This window comes from Synechococcus sp. WC101 (assembly GCF_047461555.1).
Classification (GTDB): domain Bacteria; phylum Cyanobacteriota; class Cyanobacteriia; order Thermostichales; family Thermostichaceae; genus Thermostichus.
The window spans coordinates 1-21,559 of record NZ_JANSHG010000022.1; the positions used below are offsets into that span (position 1 = coordinate 1).

The following is a 21,559-nucleotide window of genomic DNA, read 5'->3' on the forward strand; positions in this document are numbered from 1 at the left end:
GCACCCCCAAAAACTGCAAGGCAAAGCCCCGCAGCCAAGGAGAAGCCCAGCGAGCTACTGCCAGGATGCCCAAACCCATGGCCGGGAGGAACAACAGGCCAAAGGGAGAGCGCACCCAGAGCAGCGTCGAGAGCAACAACAGGGATCCCAAAAACACCAGCCCCAGCCGAGCTGTGCCGCGGCGGCGGGAGGTGAGGATGAACAGGGCCCCGGCTAGCGGCGGCCCCATCGGCCCGGCAGCGGCTACCAAGGCCCGCCCCACCCGCCCCAAAAATAGCTGGCCACTGTGGATGGCCAGCCCCGAGCCGTCGGGATAGATCTCGAGACGATGAAACTCTCCCCCCAACAGCAGCGCCATCAGGCCATGGCCCATCTCGTGAAACCAGGTGGCTAACAGGGTAAAGGGGTAGAGGAGGTAATTGCCCCAGGGAAACTGCCAGAGCAAGACCGTCAGCCCGGCAGCAGCCACCAGCCAAACCACGCTGTGCCGGCCAGGCCTTGCAGAAGGGGAAGGAGGCAGCTCAAACTGAGTCATACCAGCAGGTGGGTGGGGAAAAGGCCCAAGATGACCTGCTGGTCTAGACGATTGCCAGCAGAAGAAAGTTCCACCTCAGGCAAAAATAGCCAGGCCAACTCCCCTCTCCCTCCGAGAGAGAGGTTGGGGTGAGGGGCAGCAAGGAGACAGGGGAGCCGTCTCACAGGTAGGTTGAAGAAGCCCCCCAGGGATCCCTGCTTATGGCCACCTTCCTGCGCGACTGGAGCTACCGCTTTCCCTGGCTTTACCGCAGCATCAGCCGCGCGGCGGCCCTGGCGGTGGGGGGCCGCGAGCGATTGCGGCGATTGCCCCTACAAGGGATCCAGATTCATCCCCAGGATCGGGTGTTGGATCTCTGCTGTGGCCCCGCTGAGGTAACCCCGATCTTGGCCGAGCTGAGCCAAAACGTCGTTGGGCTGGATGCTTCCCCCAAGGCCCTGGCGGCAGCCCGCCAGCGCCTCCCCCACGTCGAATTTGTGGAAGCCTTTGCCCAGGATCTGCCCTTCCCCACCGACAGCTTTGATTGGGTACACACCAGCCTGGCCCTGCACGAGCTGCCCCTCCCCGATCTGGAACAGGTGCTGCGGGAAGTGTGGCGGGTGCTCAAGCCGGGGGGAGGACTCTTGATTCTGGATCTGCACGCGCCTCGACAACCCTTGATCTGGCCTGGGCTGGCCCTCTTTTTGGCCCTGTTTGAAACCGAGACCGCCTGGGAGCTACTCAAGCTGGACTTGCCCGAGCATTTGCAGCAGCAGGGTTGGCAATCCATCCGGCAGACCCTCCACGCTGGGGGAGCTCTGCAGGTTATCCAGGCGCGAAAGCCTGCCGCCTGAGCTGCACCCCTGAGAGCGGCAGTCAGCCCTGGTGCCAGAAGGGGGTGCCGAGAACTGGCGTGCTGGGCTGAGCTGCTTCTTGAGGCGTCATCGCGCCGGCCAAGTAGGCCCGGCGGCCTGAGCGCACCGCTTCCGCAAAGGCCTCGGCCATCGCCACCGGATCCCGGGCCAGGGCCACCGCTGTATTCAACAGCACCCCATCGAAGCCCCACTCCATCACCTGGCAGGCGTGGGAGGGCAGGCCCAGTCCAGCATCCACAATTAGCGGCGCCTCGATCCGCTCCCGCAGCAGGCGCAAGTTGTAGGGGTTGAGGGGGCCTTTGCCAGTGCCGATGGGGGCGGCCCAGGGCATGACCACCTCACAGCCGGCATCCAAGAGCCGCTGGCACAGCACCAGGTCGTCGGTGCTGTAGGGCAAGACCTTAAACCCCCGCCGAACCAGCTCGGCGGCGGCAGCGGGCAGTTGCACCGGATCCGGTTGCAAGGTGTAGTCATCGCCAATCAGCTCTAGCTTGATCCAGTCGGTGCCGAACACCTCCCGCGCCATCTCCGCCGTCGTGACTACCTCCTGCACGCTGTGGCAGCCGGCGGTGTTGGGCAGAACCGGGATCCCTAGCTTCTGCAGCAAGGCCCAGAACCCCTGGGAAGCTTCCGGCCCCAGCGCCCCCTGGCGCCGCAGGGAAACGGTCAACAAACAGGGCTGGGCCCGCGCCACCGCCTGCTCCAAAATAGCCGGCGAAGGATAGCGGGCTGTCCCCAGCAGCAGGCGGCTGGGCAGCGCTTGGCCGTAGAGCACCAAGGGATCCTCATCGGCCCGAGTTGAAGGGGAGACAGGAAGAAGAGTGGACATCGCTGAGGGGCAACAATGCGGGATTTGAGGGGAGGCAATCGGGCACTAGCCGCCGGCAACCGGCACGACGATCTCCACCCGGTCGCCTTCTTGCAAACGGGTTTGCTCGTAGCGGTCGCGTGGCACAAACTCCAAGTTAACCGCCACCGCAAAAGGGCCGCTGGCCCCCACCTGGGCTATCGCCTCGGCCAACGTGGTGCCCTCCGGCAGATCGTAAGGCTTTTGGTTGATCAAGACACGCATGGCGATAGGGATTCACCGGCAAGAGGGGCAGCCTGCACCTGAAAGGGGATCCCAAGCTGCTGCGCCAAGCGGCAACTGCCGTGGTGGAGGTACTCCAAAACGGCATCGTGAATGGCGGGGGAGATGAGGAAACCATGGCGGTAGAGGCCGTTGATCTGCAACAGCCGCGGGGAGCGCTCCACCACTGCGGGGAGATGATCTGCCAAGGTGGGGCGACATTGGCTGCCTAACTCCAGGATACGCGCTTCGGCAAAGGCAGGATGCACGGCGTAGGCGGCGCTGAGCAGCTCCAGAGCCGAGCGGACACTCACCGGCGAGCGATCTTCAGATTCGATTTCGGTAGCTCCCACCACAAACAGGTGCCCTGGCTTGGGAGCGATGTAGATCGGGTAGCGGGGGTGCAACAGCCGGGTCGGGCGCCGCAAAGATACTTCCGGGGCATACAGACGTACCACTTCGCCCCTAACTCCCCGCAGCGGTGCCTGTCCGCCCCATTCTTTTCGGGATCCCAGGCCGCGGCAGTCCAAAACCCACCCGCCGGTTTGCTCCTGCCAAGCTCGCGCCTGCTCCAGATCCCAGGGGCGGCCCCACTCCACCTCCACCCCGTGCTGGCGCAATTTGGCCAGCAAAGCAGCCAGCAGTTGGCGGTTGTCCAGTTGGCCCTCCTGGGGAAGATACAGGCCCTGCCCAAATCGCCCGGCCAGCGAGGGCTCCAGCTCGGCCAGCGCCTGGGCATCTAGTTGCTGAGGCTTGGGGAGATGGGGAAAGCGTTCCCCTACAGCAGCCAGTAGGGCCGAGAAACGCTTGGCTTCCCCGGCATCTTGGCGGTGCCAAAGGATCACAGTGCCCTCCTGCTGAAAGAAAACCGGCTCTGGCAGGCTGGCCAGAAGGGCGGGCCAGCGGGAGAGGGCATAGTACCCCTGCGCTACTACGCTGGCCTCGGCGACGGCAGACTCCGCCAGAGGAGCCAGCATAGCAGCAGCCAGATGGGCCGCGCTGCTCTCAGGGGCAGTGGGAGAAGCTGCCTCCACAATGCGCACAGAATGCCCGACCTCGACCAGGGTGGCAGCCAACAGGCGCCCCATTAGACCGGCTCCAAGGATGAGGACGGGATCCGGCTGCACTCTCCAAGAAGCGAGCGGGGGGGCGGCCAGAGAAGATGGGTTTGACAGGCTCATGGGGCGTTGGCGTGTCTAGCGCTACCCGCAGCACTATGGTGGCATATTCTATTGGGTCGAGAATGCTGAATGGCTCCTCATTAAAACCATCCCCTCTCCCCAGAGAGGAGAGGGGCGGTTGGCTTCATCCACCGGTTGAGAGTAGCCCAGCCTACAAGCCCTGCAGCACCGTATCTTGGCGCACCGACAGGTTCTGGATGCGGGTATCTTGGGCAGCCGGAGTGTCGGCTTGGGTAAACACGCCAATCTGCCGCAAGTAGCGGGCCAGGGCATCCTGCTCGCTGCCGGGGGTATCGAAGCTGTTGCCGGAGCTGGGAGCCAAGTTCACCCGGTTGGGGTTAGACAGGCGCGGAAAGGGATAGTCATCCCCGCCGTCGGCCAAAAAGCCCAACGTCACCAGGCGGAAGGTACGGCGGGGATCCCCTTGCAACTGGCCGTTGCGCACCACCACATCCCGGCCGGTGGGCGTGTCCACCCGCAAGGAGACCACGCGGGATCCCGGTGGCCGCGAGGGATCGAAGCTGAAGGCAAAGCCGCCGATCTGCGGGAAACGGCCCGGCGTGGCCCCCGGCTGGCTTTGCGCCACCCCATGTTCCATCAGTTGCTTCAGCTCCTCAGCGGTAACCGTCACCAGCGACAGGCCGTTGTTAAAGGCAAGGGAAGTTTCGATATCCAGTTGCGAAACTTGGCCCGCCTGCTTGCCGGCATCGGGGTTGGCCAGCGGAGGGATCCGCCGCACCGGCTCGCCGCCGCCACCGCCGGTGGTAGCCCCAATGGGAGCGCGAATGCCGCCGCCGTTTTTGAGGGAGATGACCGTGGTGGGGTCAACCGTTCTGGCATAGGCCAAATTGGCATCCGCCGTGAGGTTGCCCAGGTTGGTTTCCTCGGTGCGCACCTCGGCCCGCAGGCCGTTGAGGAATTGGGTGGTAGAGCCAAAGGTGCGGCCATCCTTGGCGCGGATGATGTTGCCGATTTCGTTGGCGATCCGCACCACGTCGGGGTTGGGGGTGCCGCGCACGGCTGCTACCCCTTGGTCGTCGGTGGCATAGGCGCCGCTCACCGGATCGATGCGGGCAATCACCCCGTTGGCGTCGAAACCGACCACCAAGCGGCCCACGTAGCGGTAGTTGGCGCCGGTGTTCACCACTGCCACCGGTTGACCGCTAGCCGAGGAGCGCAGGATGGGGTAGTCACCTGTGCGCACATCTTCAGGGCGCAGGCGGTCGGTGGGCTTGGCGATCACCCGGTGGGAGCCGCCGGCGATGATGATGTCCACATCCCGCAGTTGGCTGGCTAGGGTTACCTCGTTTTGGAGCTGCTGCAGGTGGGCCAGGAGGATGATCTTGTTAATGCCCTGGCCGGTGAGCTGGTTGACGAAGTTCTGGATGAGGGCGGCATTCACCTGGTCGGTGTCGTCCACTTTGCCTTCCACCCTCACCTCAGGGCCAGGGCTAGAGATGGCGGCCAGGCGCGTAGTGGTGGCACCCACCAGGCCGATCCGCTGCCCTCCCACCGTAATCACCGCCGTCTTGACGATCTTGCCGCGGATGGAGCTGGCCTCTTGGCCATCGGCAGCAAAGTCAGAGCTGGTCAATTCGCCAGTGCCGCTGAAGCTGAGGTTGGCGCTCAAGTAGGGAAAGCGGGCGCCCGCGTAGCCGCGGCTGGTGTCGGGTCGGATCAAGTCGCGAATTTGGCGTGTGCCTTGGTCAAATTCATGGTTGCCAAAGGCAGCCGCCTCGAAGCCGATGGCGTTGATGATTTCAATGTCGGCTTTGCCAGGAGTGCGGTCATACCGGCCCCGCAGCGAGGGATCCGTGCTGGCGTTGTAGAAGGGGCTGGGGATGTAGTTGTCGCCGCTGGAGAGCACCACCGTGTTGGGAAATGCGGGCCGCAGCGCGTTGACCACGGCGGAGAAGCGGGGGGCATCCTGAACGGCGGCAATGGAAGCTTCCAAGTCGCTGGCGTGCAAAATCTGCAGCGTAAAAGCGGGCGGCTGAGTGGAGAGGGTGACGTTGGGATCCGAGGCGATAAACCCTGCCCCGCCGCTGGACGGGGGAACTGAGCTGCTGCTGGTACCGCAGGCGCTGGCCAGGCTCAGCACCAGGCAGCACAGCCCAACCCACAGGGACTTGGCCAGAGGGTTCAGCCAAGCCGGAAGCCATCTCTTGGCAGAGGCAGACCCTCGAGCGCGACAAGCTGGTTTCATGACAATTCCTTCACTCCATCCACAAGACAAGACGCGTCCGCGTTCACGTTACCAGGGCTGGGAGGGGGATTTCGCTATGGCCTGTTTAAGATTGGGTCAAGCCCAGGTTAAGTTTGCCGCGGATCCCAGCCAAATTGCTGCAAGTCCACCCGGCCCTCGGCGTCGAAGGGGATCCCTTCGGCTTGGAGTAGAACTTTTTGCAGCTCGTCGTAGCCGAGGCGAAAAGGGGAGTAGGAGATGCGCCCTTGGGCGTTGATCACCCGGTGCCAGGGGATGTCGGTCTTGTGGCCTTGCAGGCGAAACAGGGCATAGCCCACCTGGCGGGCGTAGCCAGGGTAGCCGGCCAGCCGCGCCACCTGCCCATAGGTGGCCACCCGCCCTGGCGGGATCCGCCGCACGACCTCATAGAAGCGCTGGTAGAGGCTGACAGACTGGGCCACCGGGATCCCTCCCCAAACTCAGGAGACAATGGAATTGGCCGATGACGGGCACAGATTATCCCATGAGCTACCTATGAGTTACCTCATTGCAGTACTGCCGGATCGCATGGCTGCCGAGGCGGCCTACAGCGCCCTGGAACAGGCTGGCTTTCCCCTGCAGCGGCTGCACCTACTGGGGCGAGGCTACAAAACGGCGGACGAGTTTGGGCTGATCGATCCGGCCCAAGCGGCCCGCCGCCAGATGCAGCGCCTGGCCATCTGGCTGGTGCCCTTTGGCTTTTTGGCCGGGGTGGGGTTCAGCGTCCTCAGCGGCCTGGATACCTTTGCCTGGGCGGGATCCCTGGGCAACCACCTCATCGGCGGCCTGCTGGGTGCGCTGAGCGGGGCCATGGGCAGCTTTTTTGTCGGGGGCGGGGTGGGCCTGACCAGTGGCTCCGGCGATGCTTTGGCCTACCGCAACCGTCTCAATGCGGGCAAATACGTGCTCATTGTGGAGGAAGAGAACGAAACCCGCCTGCGCGAGGCCACGCGGATCTTGCGCCAATTTGAGCCGGAGAACTTGCAAGGGTACAGCGAGCGCCTTTGAACTTGCCCAGAAAACCCGCCTGTTGGTACAGCAAGCTTAGACCCATTCGCATAGGTTCAATCGTGAGGTAGCAAAAAGCATGTCTTGGCAGTGGCAGCGACCTTTGTCCTTGCCTGCTCAGGTGGGCCGCGGCTGGGCCGTTGGACTGGGGGCGGGGATCGCCTGGCTGGCCTCTGGGCCGGCTTTTGCCCACCACGCCTTGGGCGGGAGATTGCCCGCCACGGGGTGGGAGGGGTTTTTGTCGGGCCTGGCCCATCCGGTGATCGGCCCAGATCACCTGGCCTTTGTGGTGGCCATTGGCTTAATTGCGGCAAGGCAACCCTGGCGCTACGGGATCCCGCTGGGCTTTGTGCTGGCCAGCCTGCTGGGCACCGGGATCCACCTGGCCGGCTGGGATCCCCTGGGGCTGACGGAGTTGGTCATCGCCAGCTCGGTGGTGCTCTTTGGCCTGCTGCTGGCCCAATCGCGGCAGATCCCAAGTTGGCTTTTGCTCCTGTGGGGATCCCTGGCGGGGCTATTCCATGGCTATGCCTATGCCGAGGCGATCATCGGCGCCGAACCCATGCCTTGGCTGGGCTATTTGCTGGGCTTGAGCTTGGTTCAGTACGGAGTGGCACTTTTTGCCCTCTGGGCGGCTGAAACCTGGGGGTCGCGGATCCCGGGCTTGCTGCGCTGGGCCGGCTGGGCCATCGCGGTGGTGGGGAGTGGCTTCCTGGCCTTGGCCGTGGTGGGATCCTAGACACCCTTGCACTGGGGATCCCCAATCCGGTACAAGGATAACGGTGAAGATTAGTAACAACAAGGGGAGATCCCATGGAGCGCACCTTTATCGCCATTAAGCCAGACGGCGTGCAGCGGGGGCTGGTGGGCAGCATCATCCAGCGCCTGGAAAGCCGAGGCTACCAGTTGGTGGGCCTGAAACTGGTGCAGGTGAGCCAAGAGCTGGCGGAAGCCCACTATGCCGAGCACAGGGAGCGCCCCTTCTTCCCCGGATTGGTGAAGTTCATCACCTCGGGGCCGGTGGTGGCCATGGTCTGGCAGGGCAAAGGGGTGATTGCCGCCGCCCGCAAGCTCATCGGCAAGACCAACCCTTTGGACGCCGAGCCGGGCACCATCCGCGGCGATTTCGGCATCGACATAGGCCGCAACCTCGTCCACGGCTCCGATGGCCCTGAGACCGCCCAACGGGAGATCGCCCTTTGGTTTCAGGAATCTGAGCTGGTAAATTGGACGCCCGCCACCCAAAGCTGGATTTATGAGTAGGGCGGCAGCAAAATGGTTCGTCGCGTCGATCCCTAGCTCTCTTCTCCCTTCGAACAGAAGCTAGAGATGAAAACTGTGCAGCGCTCCGGGGCTCCCCTCTCCCACAGGGGGAGGAGCTGGGGGTGAAGGTAGCGGCGCGGGGTGCTTGGGTGGTGTCTTATGTATTTTGTTTGAAACGGCTATAAATCTTTGGGCTTTCTGAGACAGGCATCGTACCTCTGCCCTACAACACAGCTCTGGAAAAGGCAGAGCCAAGCCGGCCCTAGCCAGAACGGGAATCGAGGCCGACGGGCTCAGAAGCGGCGGAGCTTTCGCTGGGATCCGGGAGATACAGCCGCTCTTCCGAAGCATCGTACTCAAAGAGCTCCGCGTAGCGGCCCCAGTCAACGGCTGTAGCAAACTGCCGTTCAGCTTCCTCGTGGGGAAAATGTTCGTCCCAGAGATCCAAGAAGAAGTCCGCCCGCATGGAGCGGCTGTTTTTTTCTTCCAGAGTCTGCAGGATGCTCTTGAAGACCGGCACCCGTGCCAAAAGCTGCTGTCGGAAGAGATCCTTGCTGCGCAAGATGGTGGTGTTGGCAAAGTCCTGGCCGATCTCGGTCAGTTGTACCACCCTGCCGGTTACCTCGGCAAAGCCCAACAGCACCGCCGCATCCAAAATCGGCAGCAGATCGTCCACTGCCAGTTGCAGCCGCTCGGCCAGCTCGGCAATCTCCACCCGTCCCTGCGGCCATTCCACAATCAGCTCCAGCAAACCGCTGATGCCGCCCACCCGCGCATGAGGCAGGGGCAGCGCGTAGGGAGAGGGTGCCCTGCTGCCCACCCGGCTGGGGACAGCCACCTCGCCGGTGACCGGGATCTCCGGATTGGTCATGATCTCGTAGATGTAGTCCACCAAGGACTTGAAGCGGGGATCCGTACGTTCGTGGGGCCGCGGCAGGTCGATTTTCACCTCTCCCCGGATCCGCCCCGGGTTGGATCCCAGGATCACCACCCGATCCGCCAAAAACACGGCCTCTTCGATGTTGTGGGTAACGATGAGAATGCTCTGGGAAGGGAAAGCCTGGGTGTTCCACAGCTCGTCGATCTCCCCCCGCAGGTTCTCCGCCGTCAGCACGTCCAGGGCGCTGAAGGGCTCATCCATAAACAGCACCTTGGGTTCCAAGACAAAGGCGCGGGCAAAGCCCACCCGCTGCTTCATGCCCCCCGAGAGTTCCTTGGGGTAGGCGTTCTCAAACCCATCCAGGCCCACCAGGTCGATGGCCTTGAGGGCCCTTTGCCGCCGGATCTGGCGCGGGATCCCTTGAGCCTGCAGCCCCAGCTCCACATTTTCTTGCACCGTCAGCCAGGGCAAGAGAGCAAAACTCTGAAACACCATGGCCACATCCGGGTTGGGGCCCCGCAGGGGTCGGCCATTGCTCAACACCCGCCCTTCGCTAGGCGGGATCAGGCCCGCCATGATGCGCAGCAGGGTGCTTTTGCCGCTGCCGCTGCGGCCCAACAAAGCCAAAACTTCCCCCGCCCGCACTTGCAAATCGATCTGGCTTAAAACTGTAAACTCGCCCTTGCCCTCCGGCAAAGGAAAGCGCTTGTAGACCTTCTCAACCTCGATCAGAACCGGAGAAGCCGCAGAGCTCATATCAGATGGCCTCAAAGATTAAAGGTGATATTTTTCTTCCGCCAATTGATACAACCGCCGCCAGAAAAGGCGATTGATGCCCACCACAAACAAGCTCATCATGCCAATGCCCAAAGTGATGCGGGGCCAATCTCCCACCGCCGTTGCTTCCGCAATATAGGTGCCCAATCCTCTAGCCTTAAGAGTGGTGGATCCCCAGGCCACGATCTCCGAGACAATGCTAGCGTTCCAAGCCCCGCCGCTGGCCGTGATCCCCCCGGTAACCCAGGCGGAAAAGATCCCCGGAATAATCAGCTTTTGCCAGCGCTGCCATCCCCGCAAGCCCACATCCACGGCCATTTCGCGCAAATCGGTGGGGATGCTCTGGGCGCCGGCAATGGAATTGAAAAGAATGTACCACTGCGCACCGAGCGACATGAGCAAAATGCTGCCCCACTCAATGCTGATCTGGGTGCGGATAAAAAACAAGGTGGCAAACGGAAAGAGGAAATTGGCCGGAAAAGCTGCCAGAAATTGCACCACCGGCTGCAGCAGCTTCGCCAGGCCTGGATTAAAGCCGATGGCCACCCCAATCGGCGTCCAGATCACGGTGGCGAAAACCAACAGCACGCTGACCCGCAGCAGGGTGAGGATCCCCAGCCCAAAGGTCAGCAGCACCTCCCCAAAGCCCACGGTGGTGGTTACAAAATAAACAATCCAAATCCCGATCCCGGCAATGGCAGCCCAAGAGAGCTGAGTCAACAGCCGCTCGCGGCGTCGCTCCGCCTCTGGATTGGGTGGATCCCCCCAGCGCAGGCGAGTTAAATGGGACAACAGCCGATCCGCCAATTCTCTGGAGGGAGCTAGCCAATTGCCAATCAGCCGTGGGATCCGCGCCGTGGTTAGCAGATCGTACAGCCACGACTCCGGGGCAGCCGCGCCGGCGCTCTGCTCCAGGCGAAACTTATCCGACCAGGCCACCAGAGGCCGCCAAAAGAGCTGATCCACCAGCAGAATCACCACCGCCATGGTCAAAAGCGCCCAACCCAACTTGGGCAGATCTTCCGCCTGGACGGCAGCTTCCACATAGGATCCCAACCCCGGCAGCGTATATTCCTGGTTGAGCACGCTGATGGCCTCGCTGGCGGCCACAAAGAACCACCCCCCGCCAAAACTCATCATGGCGTTCCAGATGAGGCCCACCATCGCCGCAGGCACTTCCAACTGGACGAAGCGCTGCCAGCCGGATAGGCGGTAGAGGGTGACCGCTTCCACCAGCTCCTGCGGCAGGGTGCGCAAGGATTGGTAAAAAGAAAAAGTCATGTTCCAGACCTGGCTGGTGAAGATGGCGAAGATAGAAGCTGCCTCCAGCCCCAGCAGGCTGCCGGGAAAAAGCGCGATAAAGCCGGTAACGGTGATGGAGAGAAACCCCAACACCGGCACCGATTGCAGGATGTCCAGCAAAGGGATCAAAATTCGCTCCGCCCAGCGGCTTTTGGCGGCGATATACCCGTAGATCAGGGTAAAAAGGGTGGAAAAGGCGAGGGCGATGAACATGCGCAAGGTGGAGCGGGCGGCGTAGTAGGGCAGGTTGCGCGGATCCAAGTCGATATGAGGTACCACCGCCGGCGGCTGAAACCGCTCAAAAGTCCCTGCCCCCACCTGCGCCACCAAGCCCAGGAGAACCAACGTACCCAAAATGATGGCCCCATCGGCAGCCCCAGCCGGCAGCCGACGGAGCACCTCCGGAGAAGGAAAAGTCCGCATGTCCCCTGAATGGGCCTGGCATCCGCCCCCAGTGTACACTGTTTGCGGTTAAGCTAGGAGCGCTTCGAACTGGAGGATCCGGCCCGCTACTCTTCCTCCGGTAACTCGGGAGGAGGTTCATTCCACCTGGGATCGTCAAGGATGGCTTTTTTGGTCTGTTTGAGCTGTTTCCACAGCTCTTTAATTTGGCGATAGGCCTCTTCCGGCGTGATCTTGCCCCCCGTTTCTAAGCTACAAATCAGCGACACCTTATTGCTAAATTCTTGGAGATTGGCATCGAAAATTAAGTTCTGCGGCTTTATCTCACCCCAGTAGGGATAGCGAGGGGAAATAAATTCATCTTTGTTGGGAGGGGGGTTTGACTCTGCCATGTCGCAACCACGGTGAAAGGTTTATTACAACGAGGTCAATATCAGAAGTGCAGTAGAGACAACTTCGTATCCAGGAATGGAGGCTACAGACGTTTTTTCTTGATCGGCTTAGCTGGCTTGGGTGCTTTGGCAGGATCCGAGGGCGAATAAGGTTGAGCTGAGCTTAGCTGTTGCCCGCGAGTGGAGGGGGGAGAGTGTTTCTTGAGTTTGGGGCGGGGAGTGGAACGCTTCGGGCGTGGCGGCGCCTTGAGCACAGGACCGATGGGAGTTCCTGCCTCCACGTAGAGCAGGGATCCGCGGCGGCGCACCTGCAGATCCCAGAAGATGCCCACTCCTTTGCCCGGCAAGGATCCGATCAGGCGCAGTTTAAAAGCCTGAGGCTTGGGAGCTGTTGCCGCAGGCGATGCGGCGCCCTTGGCCGTCTGGGCCCGCTGAGGGGAAGAGCCGGCGGAGTTCTTTTTGCCGGATTGACGGATTTTGACGATAATGAACCCTTTTTCCTGCGATTGGAAAACGACCTCGCCGCGAATGGAAAACCAGTCCGGCACCACCGTCGGACGGGATCCCTCTGGCAGAGTTTGCCCCATTTCTTCTGGGGCCCACACCCCCATCAACTGCACGTGCAGATCCTGGCTCTTGTCGCGGGTGCGGGGATAGACCACCCACAAATAGTTGCGTTCCGGCTTCAGGTACTTGCGCACCAGGCTCATCACCCGGCCTAGCAGTACCGCATTGAGATCTAAACCATCCGAGGTGCGCAAAATCCCGCGAGTGAAGTGGTTGGGCGAGGGAATGTAACGCCCCTCGATGAGGCCAATCGCCCGGTACTGCATCTTCTCCCCGGGCGGCGGGATGGGCTCCAGGCAAGGTCGCTCTCTCTCCATCGCTTTCTTCTGCTCTAGCGTAGCGGCGGCGGCGACAACAGGCTGGCCCCCACCAGCAGCTGACCCGACATCTTGAGCTGATCCCCTGGGCTCGCTGGTTGAGGTGGGCCTGGGGGGCCGTACAATTCGAAGGGGAGGTCTCAGATCTGAGGACATCGTAACGGTTCCGCTGCAGTCAATCCAGGATGTTTACCAGAATGCCCAGCGGTGGGCGACGACGCTGGGAGGCAGTGCAAGACATCTGCCGTTGCCAAAACAGGGCTTACCTCTGCCCTTGACCCAAGACCCGCTCAACACACCACCGAGCTTTACCAGCCTTCCTCTTTTCCTCCCGTCAGCTCAGCAGACCCGCCCAAGGCCTGCGCCCAACAAGTCGCGGTTCAGCGGTTGTCAACACTGTAGCTGAAGTCTAGCCGATAGTAGCAACTGCTCCGGCCCAGGTTGCAGAATGTTGAGCTACAGAGCCGCACCTTTTCCTCAGCTCGCGCCCGGCGGCCCGGGACTAACCCAGCCATGCCAAGATCCCTTCCCTATCTGGCCTCTACCCATGTCTGAGGGGTGAAACTGCCGTGGAGGCCGTAGGGAATGTGATGCCGCAAGGGGATCCGCGCCACCGGGCCGGCAGCCAGGTCTGAGGCATCCAGGATCACCACCTGCGAGCGCTGACTGGCGGCATCAAAGACCACTGTTACAATCCAGCCGGCTTCCTCTGCAGCGTCCTCAGGATCAGGGATGAATACCGGCTCTCCCACAAAGCCGCGGGGGGCAAAGCTGTACTGCTCGCTGCGGCCTGTTGTCGTGTCCAACTTGAGAATGGCCTGCAGGGGGGCGTTGGGGCCGGGAGCATGGGTAGCCCCAATGTAGATGTAGCGATGGGATCCCCCCATACGGGCCGGATGGATAGCCGGAAACTCCACCGAGCGATCCAGCAGTAGCTCCCGCTTAACCTTGCCCGCCTTGGGATCCAGCTCAAAGCGCCACAGCTTGCCGGCTGGCACCTGGGCAAAGTCAATTTGCAAGTAGTCAGCCCCTGGCTCCAGGGCAGGGTAGGCTTCGTAGAGAACGGCATCCACCACCACCTGATCCCCAACCTCGTAGCCGTTGACAAAGTGGAAAACAAACCCCGGCTCCGTTTGCAGTTGCAGCGGCTCGCCCTGTTGGGGAAATAGCCAAATGCGGGTGGGCTCTCCTTTTTTTAGGGTCAAGCAGGTGCCCGCCGGCTGCAGGCCCAGCATATAGGGCAAGGGGTTGAAGGCCACCGGATTCTGGAAAAAGATCCAGTAGCGGGGCGTCCAGACAAAGTCGTGCAGAAAGGCAAAACCCGGCAGGCGGTAGTCCCGCTTTTCCACCAGCCTTCCTTGGGCGTCGACGCGGTAAAACAGCAGCGTGGAGGAAGGTCCTGTCTGCACCCCAAAGGCCATGAGATCCCCCGTGGCTGGATCCCGGCGGGGATGCGCCGTAAACGGCTGGTTGGGGGCAAGGGCACCGGCAAAGGTCTCGCTCCCTTCGGTGGCCAAGGTGGCGGGGTTGAGCCGATAGGGAGCGCTGGCCTCCCAAAGCGCCAGGAGCTTGCCGCCTTGGTAGATAACGTTGGTGTTGGCGGGGTTTTTGAAGCGCAGATCGAGGAAATTGGCCCACCAGCCTCCCGGCTTCTGGGTGCCGAATACGCCGCGGTAGAGCACCCGTCCCGCCTTCTCCTCGGCCTCAAACTCGGGAGTGCTCACAAACCGGTTGCGGAAATGCACCCGCCCGTCAATAAAGGTGATGGCACACACCATGCCGTCGCCGTCGAAGGGATGGCCGTAGCGCTGGGATCCCGCCTCCAGCTTGCCAGGCCCGTTGCGAAAGAGGGTTCCCTGCAGCCTTTCGGGGATCCGCCCCTCGATTTCCGTCGCCCAATAGTCATACTCCTGGCGTAAAGAGCGATAGCCCAACTGCCAGTCGGTGGTGCTGTAGGAGCGGGAAGCGACGCTGACCATGGCCAGTCTGCAAGCGACGCCTTCTATTGTTGCTTAAACTTTCGTAAAGTAGCCAGCCTTTCTCGGCCCAGGTAGCGGCTGGGGCCGGGATCCCCAAGATGGAGCTGCCCCAATTGAACTATGGTAGGAAATGCCCTAGCAGCCCTTGACAGGATGAACAGCGCTCATGTTTGATGCCCTCTCCGAGAAGTTGGAACTGGCCTGGAGAAAACTGCGCGGCCAGGACAAGATCACCGAAACCAACATCCAAGAAGCCCTGCGGGAGGTGCGGCGCGCCCTGTTGGACGCCGACGTCAACCTCCAGGTGGTGAAGCAGTTTATCGAGGACGTGCGGCAGGCCGCTCTGGGAGCTGAGGTCATCCTGGGGGTGACGCCAGACCAGCAGTTTATCAAGATCGTCCACGACGAGCTGGTGAAGGTAATGGGGGAGGCGAATGTGCCCATTGCCCAGGCGGAACAGCCCCCCACCATTGTGCTCATGGTCGGCCTGCAGGGATCCGGCAAAACCACCACCTGTGCCAAGCTGGCTTTGTATTTGCGCAAGCAGGGCAAAAGGCCGCTCCTGGTGGCCGGCGACATCTATCGTCCGGCGGCCATCGACCAGCTCAAGACCCTGGGCCAGCAGATTCAGATCCCTGTCTTCGACCTGGGCAAGACGGATCCCGTCGAGATCGCCCGCCAGGGAGTGGCAGCCGCGCGGGAACAGGGCTACGACTACGTTATCTTGGATACCGCCGGTCGCTTGCAGATCGACCTGGAGATGATGGCGGAGCTGGAGCGGATCAAGGCGGCGGTGCAGCCCCACGAGATCCTGCTGGTGGTGGACGCCATGATCGGGCAGGAGGCCGCCAACCTCACCCAGGCCTTCCACGAGCGGCTGGGTCTTACCGGCACCATCCTCACCAAGCTGGACGGCGATAGCCGCGGCGGGGCAGCCCTTTCCATTCGCCAGGTGTCCGGCCAGCCCATCAAGTTCGTCGGCGTCGGCGAAAAGGTGGAGGCCTTGGATCCCTTTTACCCGGATCGCATGGCCTCGCGCATTTTGGGCATGGGAGACATCCTCAGCCTGGTGGAAAAAGCCCAGGAGGAAATCGACCTGGGAGATGCCGCCCGGATGGCGGAAAAGATGATGACCGCCCAGTTCGATTTCACCGATTTCCTCAAACAAATGCGCCTGATCAAGCGCATGGGATCCCTGGCGGGGCTGCTGCGGCTGATGCCGGGGATGGGCAAAATCAGCGAGGAACAATTGCAAAAAGGACAAGACCAACTGGCCCGCGCCGAGGCCATGATCAACTCCATGACCCCCGAAGAGCGCCGCAACCCGGATCTCTTGGCCCGCAGCGTCAGCCGCAAGCGGCGGGTGGCCCTGGGCTCTGGCCACAAGCTGGAGGATGTCAGCCGGCTGGTGAGCGATTTTCAGCGCATGCGCGACATGATGCGCAGCATGAGCCTGGGCGGCCTTGCAGGGATGCCGGGTGGACGAGGCCCACTGCCGGTGGGCGGCCCCCAGTGGCGAGGACGTTCTGCAGCGCCGCCGCGACAGCAGCCCAGCCGCAAGCCGGGCAAAGGTGGGGGCAAAAAGGGAGGCGGTAGCCGCGGGTTTGGCAGCCATTGAGAGCGGCTCATGCCCTTCCATGTTGTTTTGGTAGCTCCGGAGATCCCGGCCAACACGGGGAACATCGCCCGCACCTGTGCAGCTACCCGCACGCCCCTCCACCTGGTGGATCCCTTGGGGTTTCGCCTCTCGGATCGCTACCTCAGGCGGGCGGGGCTGGACTACTGGGAGCACGTCCAACTGCATCGCTATCCCTCTTGGTCTGCTCTGGTGCAAGCCCACCCCGAGGCGCGGTTCTGGTGCTTTAGCGTGCGCGGCAAGGCCCTCTACACCGAGGTGGCCTATCAGCCAGGAGACTGGCTGGTGTTCGGCAGCGAAAGCCGTGGCCTGGATCCTATGTTCTTGGAAACCTATCCCAGTGTGCGCATCCCCCTGAGCGGGCCGGTGCGCAGCCTCAATCTCAGCAATGCGGTGGCGATCGCCCTCTTTGAAGCGTTGCGTCAACAGGGATTTTCCACCCAATGAGGCGAAAGCTGGCCGGACAAGGCGATGGGCGGCAAACTAACGGTGGTATCTACACAGGAGTGGCAGTGGAAGACAGGTCTGGAGCCGGTTTGGGCCAGCAACCTTTGCAGACCAGACAGAGAAGCCGGCAACTTGCCCAACGGCAGCGGGGCAGACCTGCTTGGCCCCCTTGGCCGCCCAGCCACCGGCCCCAGGGATCCCGGCTGGCGTGGCTTTTGGGGGAGCGGATCCCGACAGTCCGACAACTAAACTTTCGCATCGCGGCGGTGGGCCTGGTTCTGGCTGTCGCCCTGGTGGGGGTGGGGGCACGTTTGGTCTATTTACAACATCACCAGGGCCCGCTCTTACAAAAGCGGGCCGAGGCCCAGCAGCGGGCCCAGCTCCGGCCCTTCATCCCCCGCCGCTCGATTGTGGACCGCCACTCCTTAGCTCGGCAGCAGGCGGAGCTGTTGGCTGTAGATCGCCCTGCCTATACCCTTTGGGCCCATCCCCGCCTCTTCGGCAAGCGTACCCCCCAGGAGATTGCCACTGCTCTGGCCCCTCTGCTGCGGCGGCCAGTTGAGCAACTGACCCAGCAGTTGTCGGCCACTCACGCGGTACGGCTGGAGCGCTGGCTGTCGCCGGAAGTGGCGACTCAAATTCAGGCCTTGTATCTGGACGGCCTGGAGCTGGTGAGCGAGCGGCAGCGGGTCTATCCCCAGAAGGAAATGGCCGCCGAAGTGGTGGGCTATGTGGATTTGGATCACCGCGGCCAAGCGGGGCTGGAGTACTCTCAACAGGTCTTGCTGGAGCGGACGGTTCAGCACCTTACCCTTCCCCGCGACGGCTACGGCCAGTTGTTGGCGGCCGAAGTGCCGGAAGGACTGTTGCAATCCCACGAGACGGTGCTGCAACTCACCCTGGATATGCGGCTGCAAAGGGCTGCTCGCGCCGCCCTGAAAACGCAACTGGAACGGTTTCAAGCCCTACGGGGCACGGTGATCGTCCTGCAACCTCACACGGGAGAGATCCTGGCCCTGGTGAGCGAGCCCACCTACGATCCCAACCGCTACTTCGAGTATGACCCTGCCCTTTTTCGCAACTGGGCTGTTACGGATTTGTACGAGCCGGGATCCACCTTCAAGCCCATCAACATCGCCATTGGGCTCGATGCCGGCGCCTTCACGGCCAACGAACGGGTCTACGACGCGGGGCAGATCTGGATTGGTCGCTGGCCCATCCAAAACCACGACTACCGCCAGCGGGGTGCCCATGGCTGGCTGAGCGTTACCGAGGTTCTGCGCCTGTCTAGCAACGTAGGCATGGTGCACCTGATGCAAAAGCTGGATCCCCGCCAGTACTACCATGCCCTCCTGCGGCTGGGATTGAACGAGCGCAGCGGTGTCGATCTGCCCTTTGAGCCGCCCAGCCGCCTGAAGCCCCTGCGGCAATTTGTAACTGTACCGGTGGAGCGGGCCACCGTCGCCTTTGGCCAGGGATTGGCCCTCACGCCTTTGCAGTTAGCCACCTTGCACTGCATCATCGCCAACGGCGGGCTGAAAGTGCGGCCCCACGTGGTGCGCGGTCTGGTCGAAAAGGATACAGACACCTTGGTTTGGGGATCCCCGCAACCCCAGCCGGTGCGGGTGCTGTCGGAGCAGGCTACCCTGGCGGTGCGCATCCAAATGCGAGATGCGGTGGATTTTGGCACCGGGCAATCGGCCAAGATCGAGGGATATGAAATCGGCGGCAAGACGGGCACGGCCCAAAAGGCAGGGCCGCGGGGAGGCTATCTGCCTGGCAAGCGCATCACCAGTTTTGTGGCCTATTTCCCAGCCCTTCGTCCTCAGTATGTGATTTTGGCTGTGATCGACGAGCCCAAGGGGGAAGATGCCTTCGGATCGACAACGGCGGCTCCTGTGGTTCGCTCGGTTATCCAGGAGATCATCACCCTAGAGGGGATCCGTCCCAATTCCCCTTGACATGGCCTGATCTCTATCCAATGGCAATGGAACCGATCGAGAAGCCGATCCTTAACTCCTTGGGAGAGGAGTTGAGGATGAGGGCACTGGAGCAGAGCGCTTCAGGAGTGTCTTAATTGGGTCTGAAATAACCAGACGCTCAAGACTTGTCGCCCCCGGGATCCAGCTTAGCCTCTGCACTTTTCCAGCTCAGCTTGGAGTTGAGGTAGAAGTTCCAGAATACAACAATACCGATCGCAATTAAGTTGGCCAACAGATAGTGAATGCCCAAGCGCTCGCTCAGCAAAATCACCAGCGAAGAGTTAAGAAACAGGCCGATCAAACAGATCATATTAAACTTGGCCAGCCGCTTCAGGCGGTTCGAGAGGCCCGGCTGCAATCGGGTAACATGGCGAAACGTCCACAGATCGTTCCACAGGAAGTTATTGAGAATGGCCATTTCCGAAGCGATCAGCTTACTCGTGATGAGATCCCATCCTAAGTTGGCCGGGTCGTGTAACAAATAGAGCAAAACCATGTCCACCACCGTGCCTGACAGGCCGACTGTGCTGAAGCGCAAAAAGGCTCCCACCTGCCCTAGCGAGAAGCGCAGGTGAATGAGATGGTGGAGATACTGAAGACAGGTTTGCAGTTGAATTTTGCTCTCGCCGTTTTGGCGCTCCTGAAAGATGTAGCCGACTTCAGCAATGGTTCTCACCCGGCCCCGTGCCAGCACCTCGATCAGCAGCTTGTAACCCTTGGGGCTGAGCGGGATCCCGGCAATGGCCTGGCGTCTGACCAGAAATAACCCGCTGAGCGGATCCGACACCCGCCTAAAAACCCCTGGCAGCAAAACCAGCCCGATGGCTTGAGCTCCCCGAGAGACGAGGCGCCGGCCCAGGTTCCAGTGGCTCACCCCCCCCGACCCCACGTAGCGGCTGCCCACCACTAGGTCTGCTCCCTCTTGGATGGCAGGCCATAGCTTGAGAATGATCTCCGGCGGATGCTGCAGATCCCCGTCCATCACCCCCAGCACCTCGCCGCGGGCCGCTTGCCATCCGCGCAACACAGCCGTGGCCAGGCCCCGTTCCCGCTGGCGGCAGATAACTTTGAGTTGGGGAAGCTCCTCTTGCAGTTCCTGGGCCAACTTGGCGGTGTAATCCGGGCTGTTGTCGTCCACCACAATCAGCTCGTAGGCTCCCGGTAGAATCGTGTCGAGGTGGGCGCACAACTGCCGGATCAGGCTGCAAATGCTGGAGGCCTCGTTATAGGTGGGAACGACCAGCGAAAGTTGGACAGAGCTGGGTTGAGAGAGCGGCGGGATCTGAATAGGGACTGCCGAAGCTTGCAGATGGGTGGACGAAGCAGGAGCTACATGAGGCATTCAGCAGGCCATCCAAAAACGAGGGTAACGGATCCTAAGCGGAGAGCTTGAGTGCAGGTCAAACTTGGAGCTGTGTCGCTTCGCAACAGCGCCACGCGCCACCGGCGCAAATGATCCCTTATCGTACCGATGGATGAGCTCTGGGACTAGACTTTTCTCGACCTACTCAGCTCGCCGAGGCTAGGGAGATCCCGTTGAAGGAGTCATCAGCACGGGCATCTGGGCCTGGGCAGCGTCGGACTCAGGCGAGGGCAGGGCAGGGGCAGGACTGGGGTAGGGAATGCGCTCGTGGTTGGATTCCCGCCACACCTCCACAAAAGCGTCTGCCACCACCTCCAAATCCCGCAGCGTCAGACCGCTATCGACCAGTTGGCCATCTTGCCAACGGGCCTGGGCGATTTTGCGGACAACGGCCTTAGCCCGCTCAACCACCTCAGGGCCGAAGCCGTCGCTCAGGGTCATGCTGCGCAGGGCCGCCTCACAGGCATCGGCCAGCATCACCACCCCTGTCTCCTTGCTCTGGGGGATGGGGCCATCGTAGCGGAACGGCTCCTCGGGCACCGGTTGATCTCCGGCTTTCATCTGGGCTTGATGGTAAAAGTAAGCAATCAGGATCGTCCCCTGGTGCTCAGGGATAAAAGCTTGGACGGCGGTGGGCAGATTGTATTGCTTGGCCAGGCGCAGCCCATCGCTGACGTGCGCTTTGATGATCTGGGCGCTGCGGTAGGGATCGTCCAGTTGCGTATGGGGGTTGAGGCCGCCCATTTGGTTCTCGATGAAGTAGCGGGCCTGCAACATCTTGCCGATGTCGTGGTAGAGGGTGCCGGTGCGCACCAGCTCCACGTTGAGGTTTAACTTCTGGGCGGCCCGTTCCGCCAAAGTGGCCACAAACAGGGTGTGCTGAAAGGTGCCAGGGGCCTCTGCCGCCAGCCGCCGCAGCAAGGTGCGGTTGGGGTTGCTCAACTCGATGAGGCGAATGGGGGTGGCTAGGTCGAACAGGCGCTCCAGGTAGGGGCTGGCCCCCAGGGCCACAATGCTCCACCCCAGCGTGATCCCTCCCCCCAAGGCCATCGCCAATAGGTCGATGCCGCCCGTTGTGGTCAAGCTAGCAGCCGCATAGGTGAGCATCTGCACTGCCGCCGCCCCTCCTCCCAGCAGGGCCAGCTCTTCGCGGGAACGCGAGCGCCCGGCCAGGGCGCAGGCCACCACACTGCCGGAAAGTAAGGGCACAAAGGTGAGTAGGTTGGCAGCAGAGACCAAGGGCAAAAACAACGCCTGGCCCACCACTACCACCAGGCCCAGCCCAGCCCCGTAAAAACTGCCCAGCAACAGCCCCACCGCCGGCAAAGAGCTGAACTCCAGCTTGAACAAGGCCGCCAACAGGGGAGCAGTCAGGGAAACC

General features: G+C 61.9%; 20 protein-coding genes. 7 read left to right on the top strand and 13 right to left on the bottom strand.

All coding sequences use genetic code 11. The features are described from left to right. Nucleotides 1–535: M50 family metallopeptidase (locus NW809_RS02790; protein WP_414401476.1), on the bottom strand; the 535-nt coding region annotated here is incomplete at its 3' end. Between the two features lie 200 nt (nucleotides 536–735). Here NW809_RS02790 and NW809_RS02795 point away from each other — a divergent pair. Then, nucleotides 736–1,368 carry a class I SAM-dependent methyltransferase gene (locus NW809_RS02795; protein WP_414401477.1) on the top strand — a complete coding sequence of 211 codons (633 nt, stop codon included), beginning with the start codon at nucleotides 736–738 and terminating at the stop codon, nucleotides 1,366–1,368. A 22-nt stretch (nucleotides 1,369–1,390) separates the two neighbouring features. On the opposite strand, the gene NW809_RS02800 is transcribed toward NW809_RS02795, so the two are convergent. The 5 genes from NW809_RS02800 to NW809_RS02820 all read right to left on the bottom strand — a co-directional run bounded on the left by NW809_RS02800 (nucleotide 1,391) and on the right by NW809_RS02820 (nucleotide 6,285). Next, nucleotides 1,391–2,218, bottom strand: coding sequence for a thiazole synthase (locus NW809_RS02800; RefSeq protein ID WP_041438213.1), 828 nt, complete (start codon nucleotides 2,216–2,218; stop codon nucleotides 1,391–1,393). 45 nt (nucleotides 2,219–2,263) lie between these two features. Further along, on the bottom strand, nucleotides 2,264–2,461 hold the full coding sequence (gene thiS / locus NW809_RS02805; protein WP_011429935.1) for a sulfur carrier protein ThiS: 198 nt from the start codon (nucleotides 2,459–2,461) through the stop codon (nucleotides 2,264–2,266). Beyond that, nucleotides 2,449–3,639 carry an FAD-dependent oxidoreductase gene (locus NW809_RS02810; RefSeq protein ID WP_414401478.1) on the bottom strand — a complete coding sequence of 397 codons (1,191 nt, stop codon included), beginning with the start codon at nucleotides 3,637–3,639 and terminating at the stop codon, nucleotides 2,449–2,451. The genes thiS and NW809_RS02810 overlap by 13 nt, the downstream gene beginning before the upstream one ends. A 151-nt stretch (nucleotides 3,640–3,790) precedes the next feature. Then, on the bottom strand, nucleotides 3,791–5,740 hold the full coding sequence (locus NW809_RS02815) for a bifunctional metallophosphatase/5'-nucleotidase (RefSeq protein WP_414401479.1): 1,950 nt from the start codon (nucleotides 5,738–5,740) through the stop codon (nucleotides 3,791–3,793). A gap of 212 nt (nucleotides 5,741–5,952) precedes the next feature. Continuing rightward, nucleotides 5,953–6,285, bottom strand: a complete 333-nt coding sequence (locus NW809_RS02820; protein WP_414401480.1) for an MGMT family protein — start codon at nucleotides 6,283–6,285, stop codon at nucleotides 5,953–5,955. A gap of 73 nt (nucleotides 6,286–6,358) precedes the next feature. On the opposite strand from NW809_RS02820, the gene NW809_RS02825 reads away from it, so the two are divergent. The 3 genes from NW809_RS02825 (at nucleotide 6,359) to ndk (ending at nucleotide 8,134) form a co-directional block, all read left to right on the top strand. Further along, complete coding sequence (locus NW809_RS02825; protein WP_041438215.1) at nucleotides 6,359–6,871, top strand: hypothetical protein; 513 nt, start codon at nucleotides 6,359–6,361, stop codon at nucleotides 6,869–6,871. A 79-nt stretch (nucleotides 6,872–6,950) separates the two neighbouring features. After that, nucleotides 6,951–7,610 carry a HupE/UreJ family protein gene (locus tag NW809_RS02830; protein ID WP_414347757.1) on the top strand — a complete coding sequence of 220 codons (660 nt, stop codon included), beginning with the start codon at nucleotides 6,951–6,953 and terminating at the stop codon, nucleotides 7,608–7,610. A gap of 74 nt (nucleotides 7,611–7,684) precedes the next feature. Next, complete coding sequence (gene ndk / locus NW809_RS02835; protein ID WP_011429941.1) at nucleotides 7,685–8,134, top strand: nucleoside-diphosphate kinase; 450 nt, start codon at nucleotides 7,685–7,687, stop codon at nucleotides 8,132–8,134. A 262-nt stretch (nucleotides 8,135–8,396) separates the two neighbouring features. Here ndk and NW809_RS02840 read toward each other — a convergent pair whose 3' ends face one another. The 5 genes from NW809_RS02840 to NW809_RS02860 all read right to left on the bottom strand — a co-directional run bounded on the left by NW809_RS02840 (nucleotide 8,397) and on the right by NW809_RS02860 (nucleotide 14,750). After that, a complete protein-coding gene (locus NW809_RS02840) occupies nucleotides 8,397–9,770 on the bottom strand; it encodes a nitrate/sulfonate/bicarbonate ABC transporter ATP-binding protein (RefSeq protein WP_099812237.1) in 1,374 nt (457 codons plus the stop codon). A gap of 18 nt (nucleotides 9,771–9,788) precedes the next feature. Next, the gene (locus NW809_RS02845; protein ID WP_414401481.1) at nucleotides 9,789–11,516 is read right to left on the bottom strand and encodes an ABC transporter permease; all 1,728 of its coding nucleotides are present in this window, start codon (nucleotides 11,514–11,516) and stop codon (nucleotides 9,789–9,791) included. 86 nt (nucleotides 11,517–11,602) lie between these two features. Beyond that, nucleotides 11,603–11,887 (bottom strand): hypothetical protein, encoded by a 285-nt coding sequence (locus tag NW809_RS02850; RefSeq protein ID WP_011429944.1) that lies wholly within the window; start codon nucleotides 11,885–11,887, stop codon nucleotides 11,603–11,605. An 83-nt stretch (nucleotides 11,888–11,970) separates the two neighbouring features. Then, nucleotides 11,971–12,771 (bottom strand): hypothetical protein, encoded by an 801-nt coding sequence (locus NW809_RS02855; RefSeq protein ID WP_414401482.1) that lies wholly within the window; start codon nucleotides 12,769–12,771, stop codon nucleotides 11,971–11,973. 530 nt (nucleotides 12,772–13,301) lie between these two features. Continuing rightward, nucleotides 13,302–14,750 carry a carotenoid oxygenase family protein gene (locus NW809_RS02860; RefSeq protein ID WP_414401483.1) on the bottom strand — a complete coding sequence of 483 codons (1,449 nt, stop codon included), beginning with the start codon at nucleotides 14,748–14,750 and terminating at the stop codon, nucleotides 13,302–13,304. Nucleotides 14,751–14,916: 166 nt separating this feature from the next. Here NW809_RS02860 and ffh point away from each other — a divergent pair, with 166 nt between their 5' ends. The 3 genes from ffh (at nucleotide 14,917) to NW809_RS02875 (ending at nucleotide 18,794) form a co-directional block, all read left to right on the top strand. Then, the gene (ffh, locus tag NW809_RS02865) at nucleotides 14,917–16,368 is read left to right on the top strand and encodes a signal recognition particle protein (protein WP_414346866.1); all 1,452 of its coding nucleotides are present in this window, start codon (nucleotides 14,917–14,919) and stop codon (nucleotides 16,366–16,368) included. Nucleotides 16,369–16,377: 9 nt separating this feature from the next. Further along, the gene (locus NW809_RS02870; protein ID WP_011429948.1) at nucleotides 16,378–16,833 is read left to right on the top strand and encodes a tRNA (cytidine(34)-2'-O)-methyltransferase; all 456 of its coding nucleotides are present in this window, start codon (nucleotides 16,378–16,380) and stop codon (nucleotides 16,831–16,833) included. A gap of 89 nt (nucleotides 16,834–16,922) precedes the next feature. Further along, complete coding sequence (locus tag NW809_RS02875) at nucleotides 16,923–18,794, top strand: peptidoglycan D,D-transpeptidase FtsI family protein (protein ID WP_414401484.1); 1,872 nt, start codon at nucleotides 16,923–16,925, stop codon at nucleotides 18,792–18,794. Nucleotides 18,795–18,933: 139 nt separating this feature from the next. Here the strand turns inward: NW809_RS02875 and NW809_RS02880 are convergent, their stop codons facing one another. Both NW809_RS02880 and NW809_RS02885 read right to left on the bottom strand, forming a co-directional pair. Next, the gene (locus NW809_RS02880; protein WP_414401485.1) at nucleotides 18,934–20,157 is read right to left on the bottom strand and encodes a glycosyltransferase; all 1,224 of its coding nucleotides are present in this window, start codon (nucleotides 20,155–20,157) and stop codon (nucleotides 18,934–18,936) included. Nucleotides 20,158–20,337: 180 nt separating this feature from the next. Then, on the bottom strand, nucleotides 20,338–21,559 hold a 1,222-nt coding region (locus NW809_RS02885; protein ID WP_414401486.1), incomplete at its 5' end, for an HDIG domain-containing metalloprotein.

What these genes read in the sequence shown, in the direction of transcription:
- NW809_RS02840 (WP_099812237.1), bottom strand. Translation starts at nt 9,770, where the DNA reads ATGAGCTCTGCGGCTTCTCCGGTTCTGATCGAGGTTGAGAAGGTCTAC.
- NW809_RS02795 (WP_414401477.1), top strand. Translation starts at nt 736, where the DNA reads ATGGCCACCTTCCTGCGCGACTGGAGCTACCGCTTTCCCTGGCTTTAC.
- NW809_RS02825 (WP_041438215.1), top strand. Translation starts at nt 6,359, where the DNA reads ATGAGTTACCTCATTGCAGTACTGCCGGATCGCATGGCTGCCGAGGCG.
- NW809_RS02830 (WP_414347757.1), top strand. Translation starts at nt 6,951, where the DNA reads ATGTCTTGGCAGTGGCAGCGACCTTTGTCCTTGCCTGCTCAGGTGGGC.
- NW809_RS02800 (WP_041438213.1), bottom strand. Translation starts at nt 2,218, where the DNA reads ATGTCCACTCTTCTTCCTGTCTCCCCTTCAACTCGGGCCGATGAGGAT.
- NW809_RS02880 (WP_414401485.1), bottom strand. Translation starts at nt 20,157, where the DNA reads ATGCCTCATGTAGCTCCTGCTTCGTCCACCCATCTGCAAGCTTCGGCA.
- NW809_RS02810 (WP_414401478.1), bottom strand. Translation starts at nt 3,639, where the DNA reads ATGAGCCTGTCAAACCCATCTTCTCTGGCCGCCCCCCCGCTCGCTTCT.
- thiS (WP_011429935.1), bottom strand. Translation starts at nt 2,461, where the DNA reads ATGCGTGTCTTGATCAACCAAAAGCCTTACGATCTGCCGGAGGGCACC.
- NW809_RS02860 (WP_414401483.1), bottom strand. Translation starts at nt 14,750, where the DNA reads ATGGTCAGCGTCGCTTCCCGCTCCTACAGCACCACCGACTGGCAGTTG.
- NW809_RS02855 (WP_414401482.1), bottom strand. Translation starts at nt 12,771, where the DNA reads ATGGAGAGAGAGCGACCTTGCCTGGAGCCCATCCCGCCGCCCGGGGAG.
- NW809_RS02850 (WP_011429944.1), bottom strand. Translation starts at nt 11,887, where the DNA reads ATGGCAGAGTCAAACCCCCCTCCCAACAAAGATGAATTTATTTCCCCT.
- ndk (WP_011429941.1), top strand. Translation starts at nt 7,685, where the DNA reads ATGGAGCGCACCTTTATCGCCATTAAGCCAGACGGCGTGCAGCGGGGG.
- NW809_RS02870 (WP_011429948.1), top strand. Translation starts at nt 16,378, where the DNA reads ATGCCCTTCCATGTTGTTTTGGTAGCTCCGGAGATCCCGGCCAACACG.
- NW809_RS02845 (WP_414401481.1), bottom strand. Translation starts at nt 11,516, where the DNA reads ATGCGGACTTTTCCTTCTCCGGAGGTGCTCCGTCGGCTGCCGGCTGGG.
- ffh (WP_414346866.1), top strand. Translation starts at nt 14,917, where the DNA reads ATGTTTGATGCCCTCTCCGAGAAGTTGGAACTGGCCTGGAGAAAACTG.